Source organism: Nocardioides donggukensis, from assembly GCF_014842875.1.
GTDB classification, from domain to species: domain Bacteria; phylum Actinomycetota; class Actinomycetes; order Propionibacteriales; family Nocardioidaceae; genus Nocardioides; species Nocardioides donggukensis.
In genome coordinates, this window is sequence record NZ_JACYXZ010000001.1 from 265,226 (window position 1) to 282,032 (window position 16,807).

Annotated in this window: 16 protein-coding genes; 11 read left to right on the forward strand and 5 right to left on the reverse strand. The window is 73.5% G+C overall.

The features are described from left to right. Nucleotides 1-14: 14 nt before the first annotated feature. The gene (locus IE331_RS01210; protein ID WP_192139714.1) at nt 15-1,178 is read right to left on the reverse strand and encodes a pyridoxal phosphate-dependent aminotransferase; all 1,164 of its coding nucleotides are present in this window, start codon (nt 1,176-1,178) and stop codon (nt 15-17) included. Between the two features lie 31 nt (nt 1,179-1,209). Between IE331_RS01210 and IE331_RS01215 the strand changes: the two genes are divergently transcribed. The 5 genes from IE331_RS01215 to IE331_RS01235 all read left to right on the forward strand — a co-directional run bounded on the left by IE331_RS01215 (nt 1,210) and on the right by IE331_RS01235 (nt 4,903). Next, a complete protein-coding gene (locus tag IE331_RS01215; protein WP_201930865.1) occupies nt 1,210-1,929 on the forward strand; it encodes a class E sortase in 720 nt (239 codons plus the stop codon). Between the two features lie 10 nt (nt 1,930-1,939). Beyond that, nucleotides 1,940-2,884: a DUF368 domain-containing protein gene (locus IE331_RS01220; RefSeq protein ID WP_201930867.1), complete on the forward strand. Its 945-nt coding sequence runs from the start codon at nt 1,940-1,942 to the stop codon at nt 2,882-2,884. A 137-nt stretch (nt 2,885-3,021) separates the two neighbouring features. Then, a complete protein-coding gene (locus IE331_RS01225) occupies nt 3,022-3,660 on the forward strand; it encodes a TrmH family RNA methyltransferase (protein ID WP_192141584.1) in 639 nt (212 codons plus the stop codon). Nucleotides 3,661-3,698: 38 nt separating this feature from the next. Further along, nucleotides 3,699-4,430, forward strand: a complete 732-nt coding sequence (locus IE331_RS01230) for a mycothiol-dependent nitroreductase Rv2466c family protein (protein WP_192139718.1) — start codon at nt 3,699-3,701, stop codon at nt 4,428-4,430. Nucleotides 4,431-4,432: 2 nt separating this feature from the next. After that, nucleotides 4,433-4,903, forward strand: coding sequence for an SRPBCC family protein (locus IE331_RS01235; protein WP_192139720.1), 471 nt, complete (start codon nt 4,433-4,435; stop codon nt 4,901-4,903). Nucleotides 4,904-4,967: 64 nt separating this feature from the next. On the opposite strand, the gene IE331_RS01240 is transcribed toward IE331_RS01235, so the two are convergent. Next, nucleotides 4,968-5,435, reverse strand: coding sequence for a DUF2867 domain-containing protein (locus IE331_RS01240; protein ID WP_192139722.1), 468 nt, complete (start codon nt 5,433-5,435; stop codon nt 4,968-4,970). Between the two features lie 117 nt (nt 5,436-5,552). Between IE331_RS01240 and fbaA the strand changes: the two genes are divergently transcribed. Further along, nucleotides 5,553-6,584 (forward strand): class II fructose-bisphosphate aldolase, encoded by a 1,032-nt coding sequence (gene fbaA, locus IE331_RS01245; RefSeq protein WP_192139724.1) that lies wholly within the window; start codon nt 5,553-5,555, stop codon nt 6,582-6,584. After that, nucleotides 6,581-6,991, forward strand: coding sequence for a DUF3151 domain-containing protein (locus IE331_RS01250; RefSeq protein ID WP_192139726.1), 411 nt, complete (start codon nt 6,581-6,583; stop codon nt 6,989-6,991). The genes fbaA and IE331_RS01250 overlap by 4 nt, the downstream gene beginning before the upstream one ends. A 147-nt stretch (nt 6,992-7,138) precedes the next feature. On the opposite strand, the gene lysS is transcribed toward IE331_RS01250, so the two are convergent. Continuing rightward, nucleotides 7,139-8,857: a lysine--tRNA ligase gene (gene lysS, locus IE331_RS01255; protein ID WP_192139728.1), complete on the reverse strand. Its 1,719-nt coding sequence runs from the start codon at nt 8,855-8,857 to the stop codon at nt 7,139-7,141. 303 nt (nt 8,858-9,160) lie between these two features. Here lysS and IE331_RS01260 point away from each other — a divergent pair, with 303 nt between their 5' ends. Continuing rightward, nucleotides 9,161-10,153 carry a helix-turn-helix domain-containing protein gene (locus tag IE331_RS01260; protein WP_192139730.1) on the forward strand — a complete coding sequence of 331 codons (993 nt, stop codon included), beginning with the start codon at nt 9,161-9,163 and terminating at the stop codon, nt 10,151-10,153. A 43-nt stretch (nt 10,154-10,196) separates the two neighbouring features. Here IE331_RS01260 and IE331_RS01265 read toward each other — a convergent pair whose 3' ends face one another. Continuing rightward, complete coding sequence (locus tag IE331_RS01265; RefSeq protein WP_201930872.1) at nt 10,197-11,117, reverse strand: diacylglycerol/lipid kinase family protein; 921 nt, start codon at nt 11,115-11,117, stop codon at nt 10,197-10,199. A 102-nt stretch (nt 11,118-11,219) separates the two neighbouring features. On the opposite strand from IE331_RS01265, the gene IE331_RS01270 reads away from it, so the two are divergent. The 3 genes from IE331_RS01270 (at nt 11,220) to purB (ending at nt 15,267) form a co-directional block, all read left to right on the forward strand. Then, entirely contained in the window at nt 11,220-12,512 is a 1,293-nt protein-coding gene (locus tag IE331_RS01270) for an adenylosuccinate synthase (RefSeq protein WP_192139732.1), read from the forward strand. A 74-nt stretch (nt 12,513-12,586) separates the two neighbouring features. Further along, entirely contained in the window at nt 12,587-13,846 is a 1,260-nt protein-coding gene (purD, locus tag IE331_RS01275) for a phosphoribosylamine--glycine ligase (RefSeq protein ID WP_192139734.1), read from the forward strand. After that, nucleotides 13,843-15,267 carry an adenylosuccinate lyase gene (purB, locus tag IE331_RS01280; protein ID WP_192139736.1) on the forward strand — a complete coding sequence of 475 codons (1,425 nt, stop codon included), beginning with the start codon at nt 13,843-13,845 and terminating at the stop codon, nt 15,265-15,267. Before purD ends, purB begins: the two co-directional genes overlap by 4 nt. Nucleotides 15,268-15,285: 18 nt before the next feature. On the opposite strand, the gene IE331_RS01285 is transcribed toward purB, so the two are convergent. Further along, nucleotides 15,286-16,767 carry an MFS transporter gene (locus IE331_RS01285; RefSeq protein ID WP_201930879.1) on the reverse strand — a complete coding sequence of 494 codons (1,482 nt, stop codon included), beginning with the start codon at nt 16,765-16,767 and terminating at the stop codon, nt 15,286-15,288. Between the last annotated feature and the right edge of the window lie 40 nt (nt 16,768-16,807).

Consider the following 16,807-nt stretch of genomic DNA (forward strand, 5'->3'; position numbering starts at 1 on the left):
TCCCACGACGCCGCTCAGGCCGTGAGGTCGGCCTTCTGCAGCTTCAGCAGGCCGTCCTCGATCACCTCGGCCTCCTTGCAGAACGCCCAGCGCACCAGGTGCCGGCCCTCCGCCAGGTCGTCGTAGAACGCCTGGGCGGGGATCGCGACCACGCCGGCGCGCTCGGGCAGGGCCCGGCAGAAGGCCATCCCGTCCTCCCAGCCCAGCCGGCTGACGTCGGTGGTGGCGAAGTAGGTGCCCTCGGGCACCCGGACGTCCACGTCCAGCTCGCCGAGGCCCGCGCAGAGCAGGTCCCGCCTGCCCTGGAGGGAGACCCGGAGCTCCTCGTAGAAGGACGCCTCGTGGGTCAGGGCGTGCGCGACCGCCGCCTGGAGGGGAGTGCCGCTGCTGAACGAGAGCCACTGCTTGGCGCTCAGCACCGCGCCCACCAGCTCCTCGGGGCCGGTCGCCCAGCCGACCTTCCACCCGGTGAACGAGAACATCTTGCCGGCGCTGGAGAGCGTCAGCGTCCGCTCGGCCATGCCGGGGAGCGTGGCGAGCGGGATGTGCTCGTGGTCGTCGAAGACCAGGTGCTCGTAGACCTCGTCGGTGATCACGACGAGGTCGTGCTCGGTGGCCACGTCGGCCACGGCCTGCAGCTCGGCCCGGGTGAGGACGCTGCCGGTCGGGTTGTGCGGCGAGTTCAGCAGCAGCACCCGGGTCCGGTCCGTCACCGCCCGCCGCAGCTCCTCGACGTCGAGGCGGAAGTCCGGCGCCCGCAGGGTGACCGGGAGGCGGACCCCTCCGGCGAAGGCGATCATCGCGAGGTAGGAGTCGTAGTACGGCTCGAGCACGAGCACCTCGTCGCCGGGGTTCACCAGTCCCAGCAGGGCGGCGGCGACGGCCTCGGTGCAGCCGGTGGTGACCACGACCTCCCGGTCCGGGTCCAGCCCGATCCCGTAGTGCCTCGCCTGGTGGGCGGCGATGGCCTGCCGCAGGTCCGGCACCCCGATGCCGGGGGCGTACTGGTTCTGCCCGGCTCGCATCGCCGCCTCCGCCGCGTCCACCACCGCGTCCGGGCCGCTGCGGTCGGGGAACCCCTGGCCGAGGTTCACCGCACCGGTGCGGACCGCGAGCGCGGACATCTGGGAGAAGATCGTGGGGGCGATGCCCCGGAGCCGGTCTGCGTGACGTGCCATGCCGTCGAGGGTAATGGGGGACACTCGTGCCGTGGGTGCACGCAGCGGACGCCGGTCGGTGGTGCGGTGGGTCGGGATCGGGATGGTCCTGGCCGGGCTCGGCCTGCTCGGGTACGTCGGCTGGCAGTACTGGGGCACCAACTGGGTCTCCCAGCGCGCCCAGGAGCGGATCGTGGACGACGTGCTCGGGGACTGGGACCGGCCGCCGGGGACCGGGAGCGGCACGGTCCGCGACGCCGGGTCGGTCCAGGTGCCGGAGGGCGAGGTCACCGCCCTGATCCGGGTCCCACGCTTCGGTGCCGACTACGTCGTGCCGGTGCTGGCCGGCACCAGCGACGAGGTGCTCGCCGCGGGCTACGGGCACTTCGACAACTCGGCGCGGCCGGGCAAGGTCGGGAACTACGCGGTCGCCGCGCACCGGGTCACGCACGGGGAGCCGCTGCGCGACATGCCGTCCCTCGAGATCGGCGACGAGGTGATCGTGGAGACCCGCGCCGCGACGTACACCTACGAGCTGACCTCCGGCGGCGACGACCTCGAGGTGCCGTTCACCGAGACCTGGGTCGTGGACCCGCTGCCCGACAACCCCGACGCCGGCGAGCCCGAGCCGGCGCAGGAGCCCGGGCAGCGACTGTTGACGCTCACCACCTGCGCGGAGCTGTTCCACACCGACAACCGGCTGATCGCCTTCGGGGTCCTGACGGACCGGACGCCGCGCACGGGCTCGGGGAGCGGCCAGGCCGCCGACTAGGCTGCGCGGCGTGACCTCCCGCCTGTCCCTGCCGCTGAACGTGCTGCGCGGCGTCCTCATCGGCCTCGCCGAGCTGGTGCCCGGTGTGTCCGGCGGGACGGTCGCCCTGGTGACCGGCGTGTACGAGCGCCTGATCCGCTCCGCCGACCACGGCGTCTCCGCCCTGCGCTCGCTGGTCACCGGCCCGGACCGGGCGCGGGAGGCGACCGCTGAGCTGCGCCGCGTCGACTGGTGGCTGGTGCTGCCCGTGCTGGCGGGGATGGGCGCGGCGGTGCTCACCGTCGCCGGCGCGATGGAGGGCTTCGTCACCGACCACCCCGAGCACGCCCGCGGACTGTTCCTCGGCATGGTCGCGGTCAGCATCGCGGTGCCGCTGCGGATGCTGCCCGAGGACCGGGGCGGTGCCCCCCGGTGGCGGGACGTCGTCGTCGTGCTGCTCTCGGCGGTCGTCGCGTTCGGGCTGGTCGGCCTCGCCTCCGGCCGCGAGATCGAGGACCCGGCCCTGCCGGTCGTGCTGGTCGCCGCCGCCATCGCCGTGTGCGCGCTCGCGCTGCCCGGGGTCTCCGGCTCCTTCTTCCTGCTCGCGGTCGGCCTCTACGCCCCGACCCTGACCGCGGTCGACGAGCGGGACCTCGGCTACCTCGCGGTCTTCGCCGTCGGCGCCGTGCTGGGGCTCGGCTCGTTCGTGCAGGTGCTGCGCTGGCTGCTCGACGCCCACCGTCGGACCACCCTGCTGGTGATGGCGGGGCTGATGCTGGGGTCCCTGCGGGCCCTGTGGCCCTGGCAGACCGAGTCCGACACCGACGGGGCGGGTGGCCTGCGCGGCCCCTACGACCCGTGGGCGGGCCCGTTGCTGCTGATCGTGGTCGGCGCCCTCGTCGTGCTCGCGCTGGTCCTCGTCGAGGCCCGGCGCGAGGCCCGCGAGGCGGCTCCGGTCCCCGACCCGACCTCCTGAGTCGCGCCGTGGACCGCCAGCCCGACCCTCAACCCGAGGCCCGGCCCGACAACCAGCCCGACAACCGGCCCGATGCCCGGCCCGACGCCCAGCCCGACCCGGGGGCCGCCCCCCTGCACCGGGCGCCGTACGACCCGATGCCGCACGGGCCCGAGGAGGTCGGGGTCGGGCCGTGGCCGGGGCCCTGGCCGACCGGACCGGAGTACGACCCCGAGCTGCTCGCCGCGGGGGACCGCCGCAACGTCGTCGACCGGTACCGCTACTGGCGGCTCGAGGCCATCGTGGCCGACCTCGACACCCGGCGGCACGGCTTCCACGTCGCCATCGAGAACTGGCAGCACGACTTCAACATCGGCACGATCGTGCGCACCGCCAACGCCTTCCTGGCCGCCGAGGTGCACATCGTCGGGCGGCGGCGCTGGAACCGGCGCGGTGCGATGGTGACCGACCGCTACCAGCACCTGCGGCACCACGAGAGCGCAGCGGACCTCGCGGCGTACCTGCATGAGCGGGAGGTCAGGCTGCTCGGCATCGACAACCTGCCCGGGTCGCTGCACCTGGAGACGGCCACGGTGCCGGAGCGGGTCTGCTTCCTGTTCGGGCAGGAGGGGCCCGGGCTCTCCGAGCCAGCCCGGGCGGCCTGTGACGGCACGTTCTCGATCGCGCAGTTCGGCTCGACCCGCTCGATCAACGCCAGCGCGGCGGCGGCGATCGCGATGCACGCGTGGATCCGCGCCCACGCCGACCTCGACGACGGCGGCACCTGGCGGGGCTGACGGGTCGCCGTCACCAGGGGCGTGGCAGCCTCGAAGGCATGAGCCGAGCCGACATCGACTTCTACTTCGACCCCGTGTGCCCCTTCGCCTGGATGACCAGCAAGTGGGTGCGCCGGGTGATGGCGCAGCGCGACTACACCGTGGAGTGGCGCTTCATCTCGCTGCGCCTGGTCAACGCGCAGGTCGACTACGACGCCCACTTCCCGCCGGAGTACGAGGCCGGCCACACCGCCGGGCTCCGGCTGCTGCGGGTGGCCGCGCGGGTCCGCGAGGAGCACGGCGGCGAGGCCGTCGGCCGGCTGTACGCCGCGTACGGCGCGCACATCTTCGACTCCGCCCCACCGTCGGATGCGGACGGTCACGACGCCGGCTACCGGGGAACGCGCGAGTTCCTGCTGCCGGTGCTCGAGGAGGTCGGGCTGCCCGCGGGGCTGGCCGACGCCCTGGACGACGAGTCGTGGGACGCGGTGATCCGCTCCGAGACCGACCAGGCGCTCGGGCTGACCGGCAAGGACGTCGGGACGCCGATCATCCACTTCGAGCCTCCGGAGGGGGTCGCCTTCTTCGGCCCGGTGATCAGCCGGCTGCCCTCGGAGGAGGAGGCCGTCGAGCTCTGGGACCACGTGATCGGACTGGCCCGGTTCCCCGGCTTCGCCGAGCTCAAGCGGAGCCTGCGCGAGCTGCCCCAGCTGCGCGGCCTCGGCGTCGAGGAGGGTGACGTGGGCGTCCAGGAGGACTGGCACGGCGGCAGCCGGCGGCAGAAGAAGTAGCCGTGGCCGAGGACCTGAGGCACGAGGAGTCCGTCGTCGTCGAGGCCGACCCCGACCGCGTCTACGCGCTGGTCACCGACATCGGTCGGACCGGTGAGTGGAGCCCGATCTGCACCCACTGCGAGTGGGAGGAGGGCGACGGGCCCGCGGTCGGCGCCCGCTTCGTCGGCCACAACACCGACGAGACCCGTTCCTGGGAGACCCGCTCGACCGTGGTCGCCGCGGAGCCGGGCCGGAAGTTCGCCTGGGAGGTCGGCGCCGGCTTCGTGCGGTGGGGCTACCGCCTCGCCCCGGTGGCGGGCGGCACCGAGCTCACCGAGAGCTGGGAGTTCCTGCCGGCCGGCCTGGCGATGTTCCGGGAGAAGTACGGCGACGAGGCCCCTGCCCGGATCCGACTCCGCGCCGACCAGGCCCGCGCCGGCATCCCCGAGACCCTGGCCGCCCTCAAGCGCTTGGCCGAGTCCGACGCCTGATCGCTCGATAGTCCACGAACATCGAGTCGTCGGATCGGTGTCCGGGCGACTCGAACTTCGTGGACTATCGGGGTGGGGCGGCTGTGAGATCGCGGAGCAGGCGGCGGTGGACCAGGGCGATCAGGGTCTCCCGGGCCGGAAGGTCGGCGAGCAGGTACGCCGCGCCGAGCAGCCCGTCGGGGGCGAACGACACCCGCTGGTCGACCCGGCTGCCCGGTCCGTCGGGGAGCACCTCCGTGCGCAGCCGCACCGACCCCGGGGCCCGCACCTCGGCCTCCAGGTCGAGCACCCCGTCACCGGCCGCGACCACGCGCCAGAAACCGACCCGGTCGCCCCGGCTCAGCAGCGGCCGGTCCGGGGCCGGCCACCGTCGCCCGGGCCCGCCGAGGACCCGGTCCAGGGCGCCGCGGAGGACCAGCGGCGCCGCGTCGGCGTACCACTGAGGACCCGGTCGACCGCTCGCGACCACGGCGTACGCCGACTCCGGGGGCATCGGCACGGCCGTCGATCGGGTGCTGGTCGTGAGCCGCATGCTCCCGACGCTAGCCGGGCGACCCAGCACCTGGGACGGCCGTGGACCGACCGGGCGGCAGCCGCTTCCTGCGGCTAGGCTGGCGGCGACGTCAGCAGTGAATGCGGAGGAGACCCCATGCCCATCGCCACCCCCGAGGCCTACGCCGAGATGCTCGACAAGGCGAAGGCGAACGCGTTCGCCTACCCGGCGATCAACGTGTCGTCGTCGCAGACCCTCAACGCGGCCCTCAAGGGCTTCGCCGACGCCGAGTCGGACGGCATCATCCAGGTCTCCACGGGCGGCGCGGAGTACCTCTCCGGCCCGTCGGTGAAGAACATGGTGAGCGGCTCGGCGGCCTTCGCCGCCTACGCCGCTGAGGTCGCCAAGAACTACCCGGTGAACATCGCGCTGCACACCGACCACTGCCCCAAGGACAAGCTCGACTCCTTCGTCCGCCCGCTGGTCGCGATCTCGAAGGAGCGCGTCGAGCGGGGCGAGGCGCCGCTGTTCCAGTCGCACATGTGGGACGGCTCGGCCGTGCCGTTGGACGAGAACCTGCAGATCGCCGAGGAGCTGCTCGCGCAGTGCGCGGCCGCCCACATCGTCCTGGAGATCGAGGTCGGCGTGGTCGGCGGCGAGGAGGACGGTGTCGTCGGCGCGATCGACGACAAGCTCTACACCACCCCGGACGACGCGCTGGCCACCGTGCGGGCGCTCGGCACCGGCGAGAAGGGCCGGTACCTCACGGCGCTGACGTTCGGCAACGTGCACGGCGTCTACAAGCCCGGCAACGTCAAGCTCCGTCCCGAGATCCTCAAGGCGGCTCAGGAGGCCGTCGTCGCCGAGCTCGGCCTCGACGCCGACGCCAAGCCCTTCGACCTGGTCTTCCACGGCGGCTCCGGATCGAGTGCCGAGGAGATCGGCGCCGCGGTCGACTACGGCGTGATCAAGATGAACGTGGACACCGACACGCAGTACGCCTTCACCCGGCCGGTGGCGGCGCACATGTTCGGCAACTTCGACGGCGTCCTGAAGGTCGACGGCGAGGTCGGCAACAAGAAGGCCTACGACCCGCGGGCCTGGGGCAAGGCCGGTGAGGCCGGCATGGCGGCCCGCATCGTCGAGGCCTGCGAGAACCTGCGCTCGGCCGGCAAGGCGGTCCGATGAGCCACGTCGACCTGATGGCCGGCCCGCCCGCCACCCACCTGCCGGTCGACCCGGCCGAGGCCGAGCTGGCCGAGGCGGCCGCCGTGGACGTCGTCCGGGCGCACCCGGCCTCGCCGTTCGCCTGGGCGGCGCTGGCCGAGGAGGCCCGCGACGGGGGCGCCGACGACGTCACCGTCTACGCCTACGCGCGCGTCGGCTACCACCGCAGCCTCGACATGCTGCGTCGCAACGGCTGGAAGGGCCACGGCCCGGTCCCGTGGGAGCACGAGCCCAACCGTGGCTTCCTGCGCTGCCTGGCCGTCCTCGCGACCGCCGCCAAGGCGATCGGCGAACAGCCCGAGTGGGAACGGTGCTCGGAGTTCCTCCGCGACTCCAGCCCCGCGGCGTACGACGCGTTGCTGGACTGACGGCGACGGGTCGGGACCGGCCGCGTCCTCGGCGCTGACGCACGGCCGCAATTGCGGCCGTTGAGCAGGGAATCGGCGAGAAAACATGTCATGCGGCCGAATGACAGGTCCGGTCTGCACGGACAGCCCCGCGCCGGCCCGAGCCCGTCAGCGGGACAGCAGCGTCCGCACGCGCTCCGGGCCGAGGGCGAGCACCAGCGTCGGCAGCCGGGGGCCGCGGTCCTTGTCGACGAGCAGGTTGTAGAGCAGCCGGAAGAACGCCTTCTGGTCGGCCTTGACGGCCTCGGTCGGGGCGGCATCGACGTCGAGCCCGTGTGCCAGCTTCGGGACCCCGTAGACCACCGCGGTCACCGCCTCCAGGTCGGCCTCGGCCGGCAGGTTCGCCAGCAGGAGCTCCAGCCAGCGGGCCTCGGTGTCGGTGAGGGAGCCGAGCCGTGCCAGGTCGGGCGACTCGCGGACCACGGTCCGGTCCTCGGGGTCGACGAAGTCGGCGGTCCACGCCATCGCCCGCGACAGCCGCGGCTCGAGGTCGGCCACGGAGTCGTGGGCGTGGCCGACGTCGGAGACGATCCGGCTGATCTGGTCCGCCGAGCCTGCGGTGACGTCGGCGACCGAGGACAGCACCCGGAACGGCACGACGACCGGCGGGGTCGGCAGCCGCCCGGCCGCGGCGGTGCTCGCGGCCCGCTCGTAGGCGAGCACCTGCGGGTCCCGGCGGTCCGGGTCGCCGGCCTTCCGGCCGAGCGCGTCCCACTCGTCGTAGAGCCGCACCACCTCGGGCCCGAACTCGATGTTGAACGCCTGCTTCGGCTGCCGACGGACGTAGAGCCAGCGCAGGATCGGCGCCTCGAGGATCCGCAGCGCGTCGGCCGCGGTCGGCACCCCGCCCCGCGAGGAGGACATCTTCGCCATGCCCGCCACGCCGACGAACGCGTAGGCCACGAACGACGGGGCCCGTCCGCCGTAGATCTCCTTCACGATCTCCTTGCCGACGGTGTACGACGACCCGGGGGTCGCGTGGTCCAGCCCGCCGGGCTCGAAGTCGACGCCCTCGAAGGCCCACCGCATCGGCCAGTCGACCTTCCACACCAGCTTGCCCTCGTCCTGCGTGGCCAGGTTCGTGGAGCCGGCGTACCCGCAGGAGGAGCAGCTGTAGGCCAGCTCGTGGGTCGCGTCGTCGTACGCCGTGGCGTCGGTCGTGTCGCGCCCGCACTCGCGGCAGTAGGGCTTGAAGGGGAACCGGGCCAGGTCGCCGGCACCGATGCCGGGCTGGTCGTCGGCGTCGGCGACAGAGTCGGCGAGCGCCGCGGCCTCCTCGTCGGAGGTGGGCGCCGGCGCTGCCTTGGTGCGGTAGCGGGCCAGGATCCGCTCGATGTCACCGCGGCGCTCGGCCGCGGTGAGGATCTGGGTGCGGTAGCGGCCGGCGCGGTACATCTCGGTCTGGCTGATCTCCTCCATCTCCACCCCGAGGGTGGCCAGGGAGTCGCGCAGCGGAGCCTTGAAGTGCTCGGCCCAGGAGTCGTGGCACTCCCACGGGTCGGGCACGGCCGAGAGCGGGCGGCCGATGTGCTGGGACCAGGCCGGGTCGACGCCGGCGGGCACCTTGCGGAACCGGTCGTAGTCGTCCCACGAGTGCAGGTGACGGGTGCGGAGGCCGCGCCGCCGCAGCTCCTCGGCGACGAAGTGGACGGTCAGGAACTCGCGCAGGTTGCCGAGATGGATCGGGCCGGACGGCGAGGCTCCGGAGGCGACCGTGACCGTGCCGCCGGCAGCGAGCGTCTCCTCGCCGCCGGCATGCCGGATCGCGTCGTCGGCGGCGCGGGTCACCCAGTCCACGGGGTCGCGGGGGTCTCCGCTGCGGGCCATGGGCTCACTCCTGCGTGCCGGAAGGGGGTGGGGGCGGCACACGCTACCGGAGCACGACGTCGAGGAACGCGGGCGGCTGACGTGCCGGAATGGTCCCCTGCTGCCATTCCGGCCCGCCAGCCTGCGGTCCGCCGGTCCTCCGCGGAGCCCCGAGAGCCGGTGCCCTGCGGTCGATCCCCCGACGCCTGCAGCCGAGATCGGGGTCAGACCCCTGACCTCGGCGGCGACCGGCGGGACACGATCATGGCACTGGCCTCTCCCTGCCACCTGGCTCCTGGCTGCCGCTGGCACTAACATGCCACCATGCCTCGCCGTGTCCCCACCTCCGTCGCGTCGGCTCTCGGGATCCCGCCGGATCTCGAACGTCTGTACGGCCAGCTCCTCGCGCTCAGCGGCGGTGAGGTGTCCACGGTCGCCTCGTCGCTGCTGCGGACCCCCGACCAGCTCATGAGCGAGGTCGAGACGTTCGTCCGGCACGGGGTGGTCCGGCTGGAGGGGGACCGGATCATCGTCCGCGACCCCACGGAGGCGATCGCCGAGCTGCTCCGCGAGCAGGCCCACGCCACCAGCCAGGTGAAGACGATGCTGGAGGGGCTGGCGCGGGCGGTGCCGTTCCTGACCGCCGCGGGCGTCGGCCCCGGCCCGGGCGAGGTCACCGAGCGCGGCCCCCTGGACGGGGAGCTGAGCTCGGGCGGGGACCCGCTCAGCCTGCTCACCGCCCTGATCTCCCAGAGCAAGGGCGACCTGCTCGGGCTGCGTCCCGACGTCTGGCGGATGCCCCGCGAGTCCGCGATGGCCCGGGTGATCGCCGCGGCGGTCGCCACCGGGCGGTCCTCGCGGGCCATCTACCCCGTGGTCGCGCTGACCGAGGCCCCCGACATGCTCCGCGCCCGCGCCGAGGCCGGCGAGCAGATCCGGATCCTGCCGACGCTCCCGACCCGGCTCCTGGTCATCGGCGACACCCACGCGATCGTCCCCGAGCCGCTCGGCTTCGTCGACGAGCCCCGGATCCTGGTGCGTCAGCGGTCCATCGTCGAGGGGTTCACGCTGCTGTTCGAAGAGCTGTGGAACCGGGCCTCGCCGGTGCCGGAGCTGGACCGCGGCGAGGCCCGGCCGGACCTGCGCCGGTTCCTCCTCCAGCAGCTCGCGGAGGGCGCGAACGACGAGCAGATCTCCCGCACCCTCGGCATCAGCCTGCGGACGGTGCGGCGCCGGGTGGCCGACGTGCTCATCGAGCTCGGTGCGGACACCCGCTTCCAGGCCGGTGTCGAGGCGGTACGCCGCGGCTGGATCTAGCCGCGAGAGAGAGGGGCGCCCTCGGCCGGGGACAACCGCCCCGTCAGCCCTGCGGCGGGAGGATCAGCGAGTACGCCGCGGGCTCGAGCCGCCAGGTGCGACGCCGCTCCGGCCCGTGCACCTCGCCGTCGGCACTGCACCAGAACTCCTCGCCGGTGATCGCCACCGTGCTGCCCTTGAGCTGGACCACGTCGTCCCGCTCGGGGTGCCGGCCGCGGCTCAGGTGGGCGACGTAGGCGAACTTCGCGAACGGCCCCACCGACCGCGAGATCATCACGTCGATCCGGCCGTCCTCGGTGTCCGCGTCCGGGTTCAGCTCGGTGCCGCCGCCGACCCGGGCGCCGTTGCCGAGCGCGACCATCAGCACCGGCCGGTCGAGGTCGTTGACCACGCGGCCGTCCACCTTCACCCGCAGCCGCACCGCCGGGGGGTGGGTGGCGGCGAGCAGCGCGCCGATGGGGTAGCCGAGCTTGCCGAGGTTGACCTTGCCGACGCCCACGGCGCCGAGCCGGTGCTTCCAGCGGTGGCCGCGGCGGCTGGCCTGGGCGCCGGCGCCGACGTGCACGTTGTTGACGACGATGTCGCCGAGCTCGTCGATGAGCAGGTCGACCGGGCGTGGCTCTCCGTGGAGCACCAGCTCGGCCGCCTCGACCACGTCGAGCGGGATGCCGTTGCCGCGGGCGAAGTCGTTGCCGGTGCCGACCGGCAGCAGCCCCAGCACCCGGTCGGCCAGCTCGTGCCGGCGGTGCAGCGCGGCCACCACGGCGTGCATGCTGCCGTCCCCTCCGGCGACCACGATCCGGCGGGATCCGGCCCGGTGCAGGACCCCGTCCAGCTCGCCCGGGTTCGAGGTGGCGGACACCTCGACGCTCGCGCTGCGGCGCAGGATGTCGAGCGCGCCCTCGAGGCGCTGCGCGTCGGCGGTTCCGGCGTCGCTGTTGGTGATCACGAGGAGGGGGTCCACGGCAGGGAACCCTACCTGCGGATTTGGTAGCGTATGGCCGCAAGAGCCCCGCCCATGCCTTGCGCACCCGGACGGGGCTGTTTCTTTGTGAAGGGATGACGCATGCCCGCAATCGTGATCCTCGGCGCCCAGTGGGGCGACGAGGGCAAGGGCAAGGCAACCGACCTGCTGGCGACCCAGCGCGAGTCCGGCGGTGCGCAGATCGACTACGTCGTGCGCACCAGCGGCGGGCACAACGCCGGGCACACGATCGTCGTCAACGGCGAGAAGTACGCCACCCACCTGCTGCCCAGCGGCATCCTCACGCCGGGCGCCACCAGCGTCATCGCCAACGGCGTCGTGGTCTCGCCCGAGGCGCTGTTCCGGGAGCTGGACGGGCTGCTGGAGCGCGGGGTCGAGGTCGCCGACCTGGTGGTCTCGGCCAACGCCCACGTGATCGCGTCCTACCACTCGGTGATCGACAAGGTCACCGAGCGGTTCCTCGGCAAGAACCAGATCGGCACGACCGGGCGCGGCATCGGCCCCGCCTACGCGGACAAGATCAACCGGGTCGGAGTGCGGGTCGCGGACCTCTTCGACGAGCAGCTCCTCACCGCCAAGGTCGAGGCCGCGCTCGACGTCCGCAACCACCTCCTGGCCAAGGTCTACAACCGGCGCGCGATCGCGGTGGACGCCGTCGTCGAGGAGCTCACCTCCTACGTCGACCGGTTGCGGCCGATGGTCGCCGACACCTCGCTGCTGCTCAACACCGCACTGGACGAGGGCCGGACGGTGCTGTTCGAGGGGGCCCAGGCGACGATGCTCGACGTCGACCACGGCACCTACCCGTTCGTCACCAGCAGCAACCCGGTCGCCGGCGGCGTGTGCGTGGGTGCCGGCGTGGGGCCGACCCGGATCGACCGGGTCATCGGCGTCATCAAGGCCTACACGACCCGGGTCGGCTCCGGCCCGTTCCCGACCGAGCTGTTCGACCAGGACGGCGCCGACCTGCAGCGCATCGGCGGCGAGATCGGCGTCTCGACCGGTCGCACCCGTCGCTGCGGCTGGTACGACGCCGTCATCGCCCGCTACGCGGCGCGGGTGAACGGTCTCACCGAGTTCTTCCTCACCAAGCTCGACGTGCTCGACACCTGGGAGCGGATCCCCGTGTGCGTGGCCTACGACATCGACGGGGTCCGGCACGACGAGATGCCGATGACCCAGACCGAGTTCGACCGGGCGACCCCGATCTACGAGCACTTCGACGGATGGGGCACGGACATCTCCGGCTGCCGGACCTTCGCCGACCTCCCGAAGAACGCGCAGGCCTACGTCTCCGCGCTGGAGGAGATCAGCGGGGCGCCGTTCTGGGGGATCGGCGTCGGACCCGGCCGGGAGCAGACCATCGTCCCCTGATCTCCTCGGACCGAGTGCCCGGGTGGTGGCCTGGGCGAGCACCTGAGCACTCGACCCGCCTAGGCTGGGCTCCCGTGAGGACACTCGTGATCGGCAGCGGCGGACGCGAGCACGCGCTCGCCAGGGCACTGGCACGCGACCCGGGCAGTCCCGAGGTGCACGCCGCACCCGGCAACCCCGGCATCGCCGGCGTCGCCACCCTCCACGACGTCGACCCGATGTCGGGGGAGGAGGTCGCCGCGCTGGCCACCCGGCTGGGCGCCGACCTCGTCGTCGTGGGCCCCGAGGCGCCCCTGGTCGCCGGGGTCGCCGACGCGGTCCGGGCGGCCGGGATCGCCTGCTTCGGTCCCTCGGCGGAGGCCGCCCGGCTCGAGGGCTCCAAGGCCTTCGCCAAGGAGGTCATGGCCGCCGCCGGGGTGCCGACCGCTCAGGCCCACGTGTGCCGGACGCCGGAGGAGGCCGCCACCGCCCTGGACGCCTTCGGCCCGCCGTACGTCGTCAAGGACGACGGTCTCGCCGCCGGCAAGGGCGTGGTCGTCACCGACGACCGGCAGGCCGCGCTCGACCACGCCGCGGCGTGCGACCGGGTCGTCGTCGAGGAGTTCCTCGACGGCCCGGAGGTCTCGCTGTTCGCACTCAGCGACGGCACGACGGTCCGTCCCCTGCTGCCGGCCCAGGACTTCAAGCGCATCGACGACGGCGACCGGGGACCGAACACCGGAGGGATGGGCGCCTACACCCCCCTGCCCTGGGCGCCGCCCGGCCTGGTCGAGGAGGTCCTCGACACCGTGCTCCAGCCGACCGTCGACGAGCTCGCGCGTCGGGGGACGCCGTTCCAAGGGCTGCTCTACGCGGGCCTGGCCCTCACCTCGCGCGGCACCCGGGTGATCGAGTTCAACGCCCGGTTCGGCGACCCCGAGACGCAACCGCTGCTGGCGCTGCTGGACAGCCCGTTGGGGCCGCTGCTCCACGCCGCCGCCACCGGCGGCCTCGGCGACGTCGAGCCGCCCCGCTGGAAGGACGGCGCCGCGGTCGCGGTCGTGCTGTCCAGCCGCGGCTACCCCGCCTCGTCGTCGAGCGGTGACCGGATCGTCGGCACCGAGACCCTCCTCGCGGACCCGGTCGTGCACGTCGTGCACGCCAGCACCGGGCGCGACGGGGACGGTCACCTGGTCACCGCCGGCGGCCGGGTCCTCGCCGTGGTCGCCGTCGGCGCCGACGTCGCCGACGCCCGGGCCAAGGCCTACGAGGGGGTCGCTGCGATCAGCTTCCCGGGCGCCCACCACCGCACCGACATCGCCCGCCGGGCGGCACACGAGGAGCTGCCACGATGACCGCCACCGTCCCCAACGTGCTCGCCACCCGGTACGCCGGAGCGGACCTCGCCGGCATCTGGTCCCCGGAGCACAAGATCGTGCTGGAGCGGCAGCTCTGGATCGCGGTCCTCGAGGCGCAGCGCGACCTCGGCGTGGCCGTCCCGGACGGTGTCGTCGAGGACTACCGCGCCGTGGTCGACCGGGTCGACCTGGACTCCATCGCCGCCCGGGAGCGAGTCACCCGGCACGACGTGAAGGCGCGGATCGAGGAGTTCTGCGCGCTCGCCGGCCACGAGCACATCCACAAGGGCATGACCTCCCGCGACCTGACCGAGAATGTCGAGCAGCTCCAGGTGCGGGCCTCGCTCGAGCTGCTGCGGGACCGGGCGGTCGCCGCGCTCGCCCGGCTCGGCCGGCTCGCCGCCGAGCACGAGACCACGGTGATGGCCGGCCGCTCGCACAACGTCGCCGCCCAGGCGACCACCCTGGGCAAGCGGTTCGCCACGGTCGCGGACGAGATGCTGGTCGCGGTCGAGCGCGTCGAGGAGCTGCTGGCCCGCTACCCGCTGCGTGGCATCAAGGGCCCGGTCGGCACCTCCCAGGACATGCTCGACCTGCTCGACGGCGACGCCGACCGGCTGGCCGGGCTCGAGCGGCGGGTGGCCGCCCACCTCGGCTTCGAGCGGGTGCTGACCTCGGTCGGCCAGGTCTATCCCCGCTCCCTCGACTTCGACGTGGTCTCGGCGCTGGTCCAGCTCGCGGCGGCCCCCTCCAACCTGGCCACCACGATCCGGCTGATGGCCGGCATCGAGCTCGTCACCGAGGGCTTCCAGGAGGGCCAGGTCGGCTCCTCGGCGATGCCGCACAAGATGAACACCCGCTCCTGCGAACGCGTCAACGGCCTCGCGGTCGTGCTCCGCGGCCACCTGTCGATGGTCGGCGAGCTGGCCGGCGACCAGTGGAACGAGGGGGACGTGTCCTGCTCGGTGGTCCGCCGGGTGGCGCTGCCGGACGCCTTCTTCGCCGCCGACGGCCTGTTCCAGACCTTCCTCACCGTGCTGGACGAGTTCGGGGCGTTCCCCGCCGTCATCCAGCGCGAGCTGGACCGCTACCTGCCGTTCCTGGCCACCACCAAGGTGCTCATGGCCGCGGTCCGCAACGGCGTGGGCCGCGAGTCGGCGCACGAGGCCATCAAGGAGGCCGCGGTCGGGGTGGCGCTGGACATGCGCCAGGGCCAGACCGACAACGACGTCTTCGCCCGGCTGGCCGCCGACGACCGGCTCGGGCTCACCGAGCGGCAGCTCGCCACGCTGGTCGCCGAGCCGATCACGTTCACCGGTGCCGCCGCCGACCAGGTGCAGGCCGTCGTACGCCGGGTGGACGAGCTGGCCGCCCGGCACCCGGAGGCGGCCGGCTACGTCCCCGGCGCCATCCTCTGAGCCCGCCCTGAACCCGGCTCACGCCCCTCGGAGCGACGCCACCCGGTCGTCCTGACGACGCGAGCGGAGCGCCATCGCCAGCGCGACCAGCAGCACCAGCAGGGCCGCCACCAGGGTGGCCTGGAACGCCCGGGCCGGCTCGTCGACCTGTCCGAGGGTCAGCTGGTAGGTCGTCATCAGCAGGGCCGCGCCCAGGGCGGAGCCGATCCTCTGCCCCGTCTGGAGGGCCGCACCGGCGGCGCCGCCCATGCGGGTGGGGACCTGGTCGAGGCTCAGGGTGAAGTTCGGGGAGATCACGCCGCCGCCGCCGAGCCCGGCCAGCAGCAGGGTCGGGACCACGACCACCCACAGCCGGTCCGGATCGGCGTACGGCGTGAGCAGTGCCAGGCCGGCCACGCCGCTCATCATCACCAGCAGCGCGATCACCGTGATCCGTCGGCCGATGCGGGAGACCAGCCGGCCGGCCAGCTGCGCGGTCAGGGCCGACCCGATCGCGAAGGGCATCGTCAGGAACCCGGCCGCCAGCGGGGAGTAGCCGAGCTCCTCCTGCACGAAGACCGACAGCACCAGGAAGATCCCGGTGAAGCCGGTGAAGTAGAGGGTGCCGACCGCGATCCCGTTCGCGTAGCCGGGCACCCGACGCAGGAGGCCCACGTCGAGCAGCGGCGCCCGTCCCCGGGCGGCCACCCGTCGCTCCCACCGGACGAAGCCGACCAGCAGCAGCGGCGCCAGCACCAGCAGCAGGAGGGGCAGCCGGGCGCCGCCCTCCAGGCTGACCAGGGGGTAGAGGATCGCCAGCACCCCGAGCCCCAGCAGCGCCGCCCCGGGCAGGTCCAGCCCGCGCGCGGCCAGCCGGTCTCCGTCGCCGGCCGGCTTCGAGGGCACCAGCCGGATCACCGCGACGAGGGCGACCAGGCCGATCGGGACGTTGACCAGGAACAGCCAGCGCCAGCCGTTCTCCGGCCCGAGCAGCGCGATGATCCCGCCGCCGATCAGCGGACCGGCGGCCGAGGACACCGACACGGTGAGCCCGAACAGCCCGAACGCCCGTCCGCGCTCGGGTCCCCGGAACAGGTCCTGGATCAGCCCGGAGTTCTGCGGCGTCAGGAGGCCCGCCGCGGCCCCCTGCAGCAGCCGAGCCGCGATCACCAGCCCGGCGGTGGGTGCCAGCCCGACCCCGGCGCTGGCGACCACGAAGCCGACCAGGCCGACCACCATCAGCCGGCGTCGGCCGTACGCGTCCCCGAGCCGGCCGCCGGTGACCAGGGTCAGGCCGAACGCCAGCGCGTAGCCCGAGACGATCCACTGCACGGTGCCCGCCGAGGTGTCCAGGCCGGCCCGGATCGAGGGAATCGCGACGTTGACGATCGTGACGTCGAGCAGCGACATGAAGCCGATGACCAGGGAGACACCGAGGATCCGCCACCGACGCGGGTCGGGCCGGTGCTCGTCGGTGCTGTCGGGGCCCGCCGAGGAGCGGGCCGCGGTGTCGTCGGTCACCGCCCCAGCATCCCCGACGGCGGAAACCTGGGCCATCATG

What these genes read in the sequence shown, in the direction of transcription:
- IE331_RS01210 (WP_192139714.1), bottom strand. Translation starts at nt 1,178, where the DNA reads ATGGCACGTCACGCAGACCGGCTCCGGGGCATCGCCCCCACGATCTTC.
- IE331_RS01225 (WP_192141584.1), top strand. Translation starts at nt 3,022, where the DNA reads ATGCCGCACGGGCCCGAGGAGGTCGGGGTCGGGCCGTGGCCGGGGCCC.
- IE331_RS01230 (WP_192139718.1), top strand. Translation starts at nt 3,699, where the DNA reads ATGAGCCGAGCCGACATCGACTTCTACTTCGACCCCGTGTGCCCCTTC.
- IE331_RS01240 (WP_192139722.1), bottom strand. Translation starts at nt 5,435, where the DNA reads ATGCGGCTCACGACCAGCACCCGATCGACGGCCGTGCCGATGCCCCCG.
- fbaA (WP_192139724.1), top strand. Translation starts at nt 5,553, where the DNA reads ATGCCCATCGCCACCCCCGAGGCCTACGCCGAGATGCTCGACAAGGCG.
- IE331_RS01250 (WP_192139726.1), top strand. Translation starts at nt 6,581, where the DNA reads ATGAGCCACGTCGACCTGATGGCCGGCCCGCCCGCCACCCACCTGCCG.
- lysS (WP_192139728.1), bottom strand. Translation starts at nt 8,857, where the DNA reads ATGGCCCGCAGCGGAGACCCCCGCGACCCCGTGGACTGGGTGACCCGC.
- IE331_RS01260 (WP_192139730.1), top strand. Translation starts at nt 9,161, where the DNA reads ATGCCTCGCCGTGTCCCCACCTCCGTCGCGTCGGCTCTCGGGATCCCG.
- IE331_RS01270 (WP_192139732.1), top strand. Translation starts at nt 11,220, where the DNA reads ATGCCCGCAATCGTGATCCTCGGCGCCCAGTGGGGCGACGAGGGCAAG.
- purB (WP_192139736.1), top strand. Translation starts at nt 13,843, where the DNA reads ATGACCGCCACCGTCCCCAACGTGCTCGCCACCCGGTACGCCGGAGCG.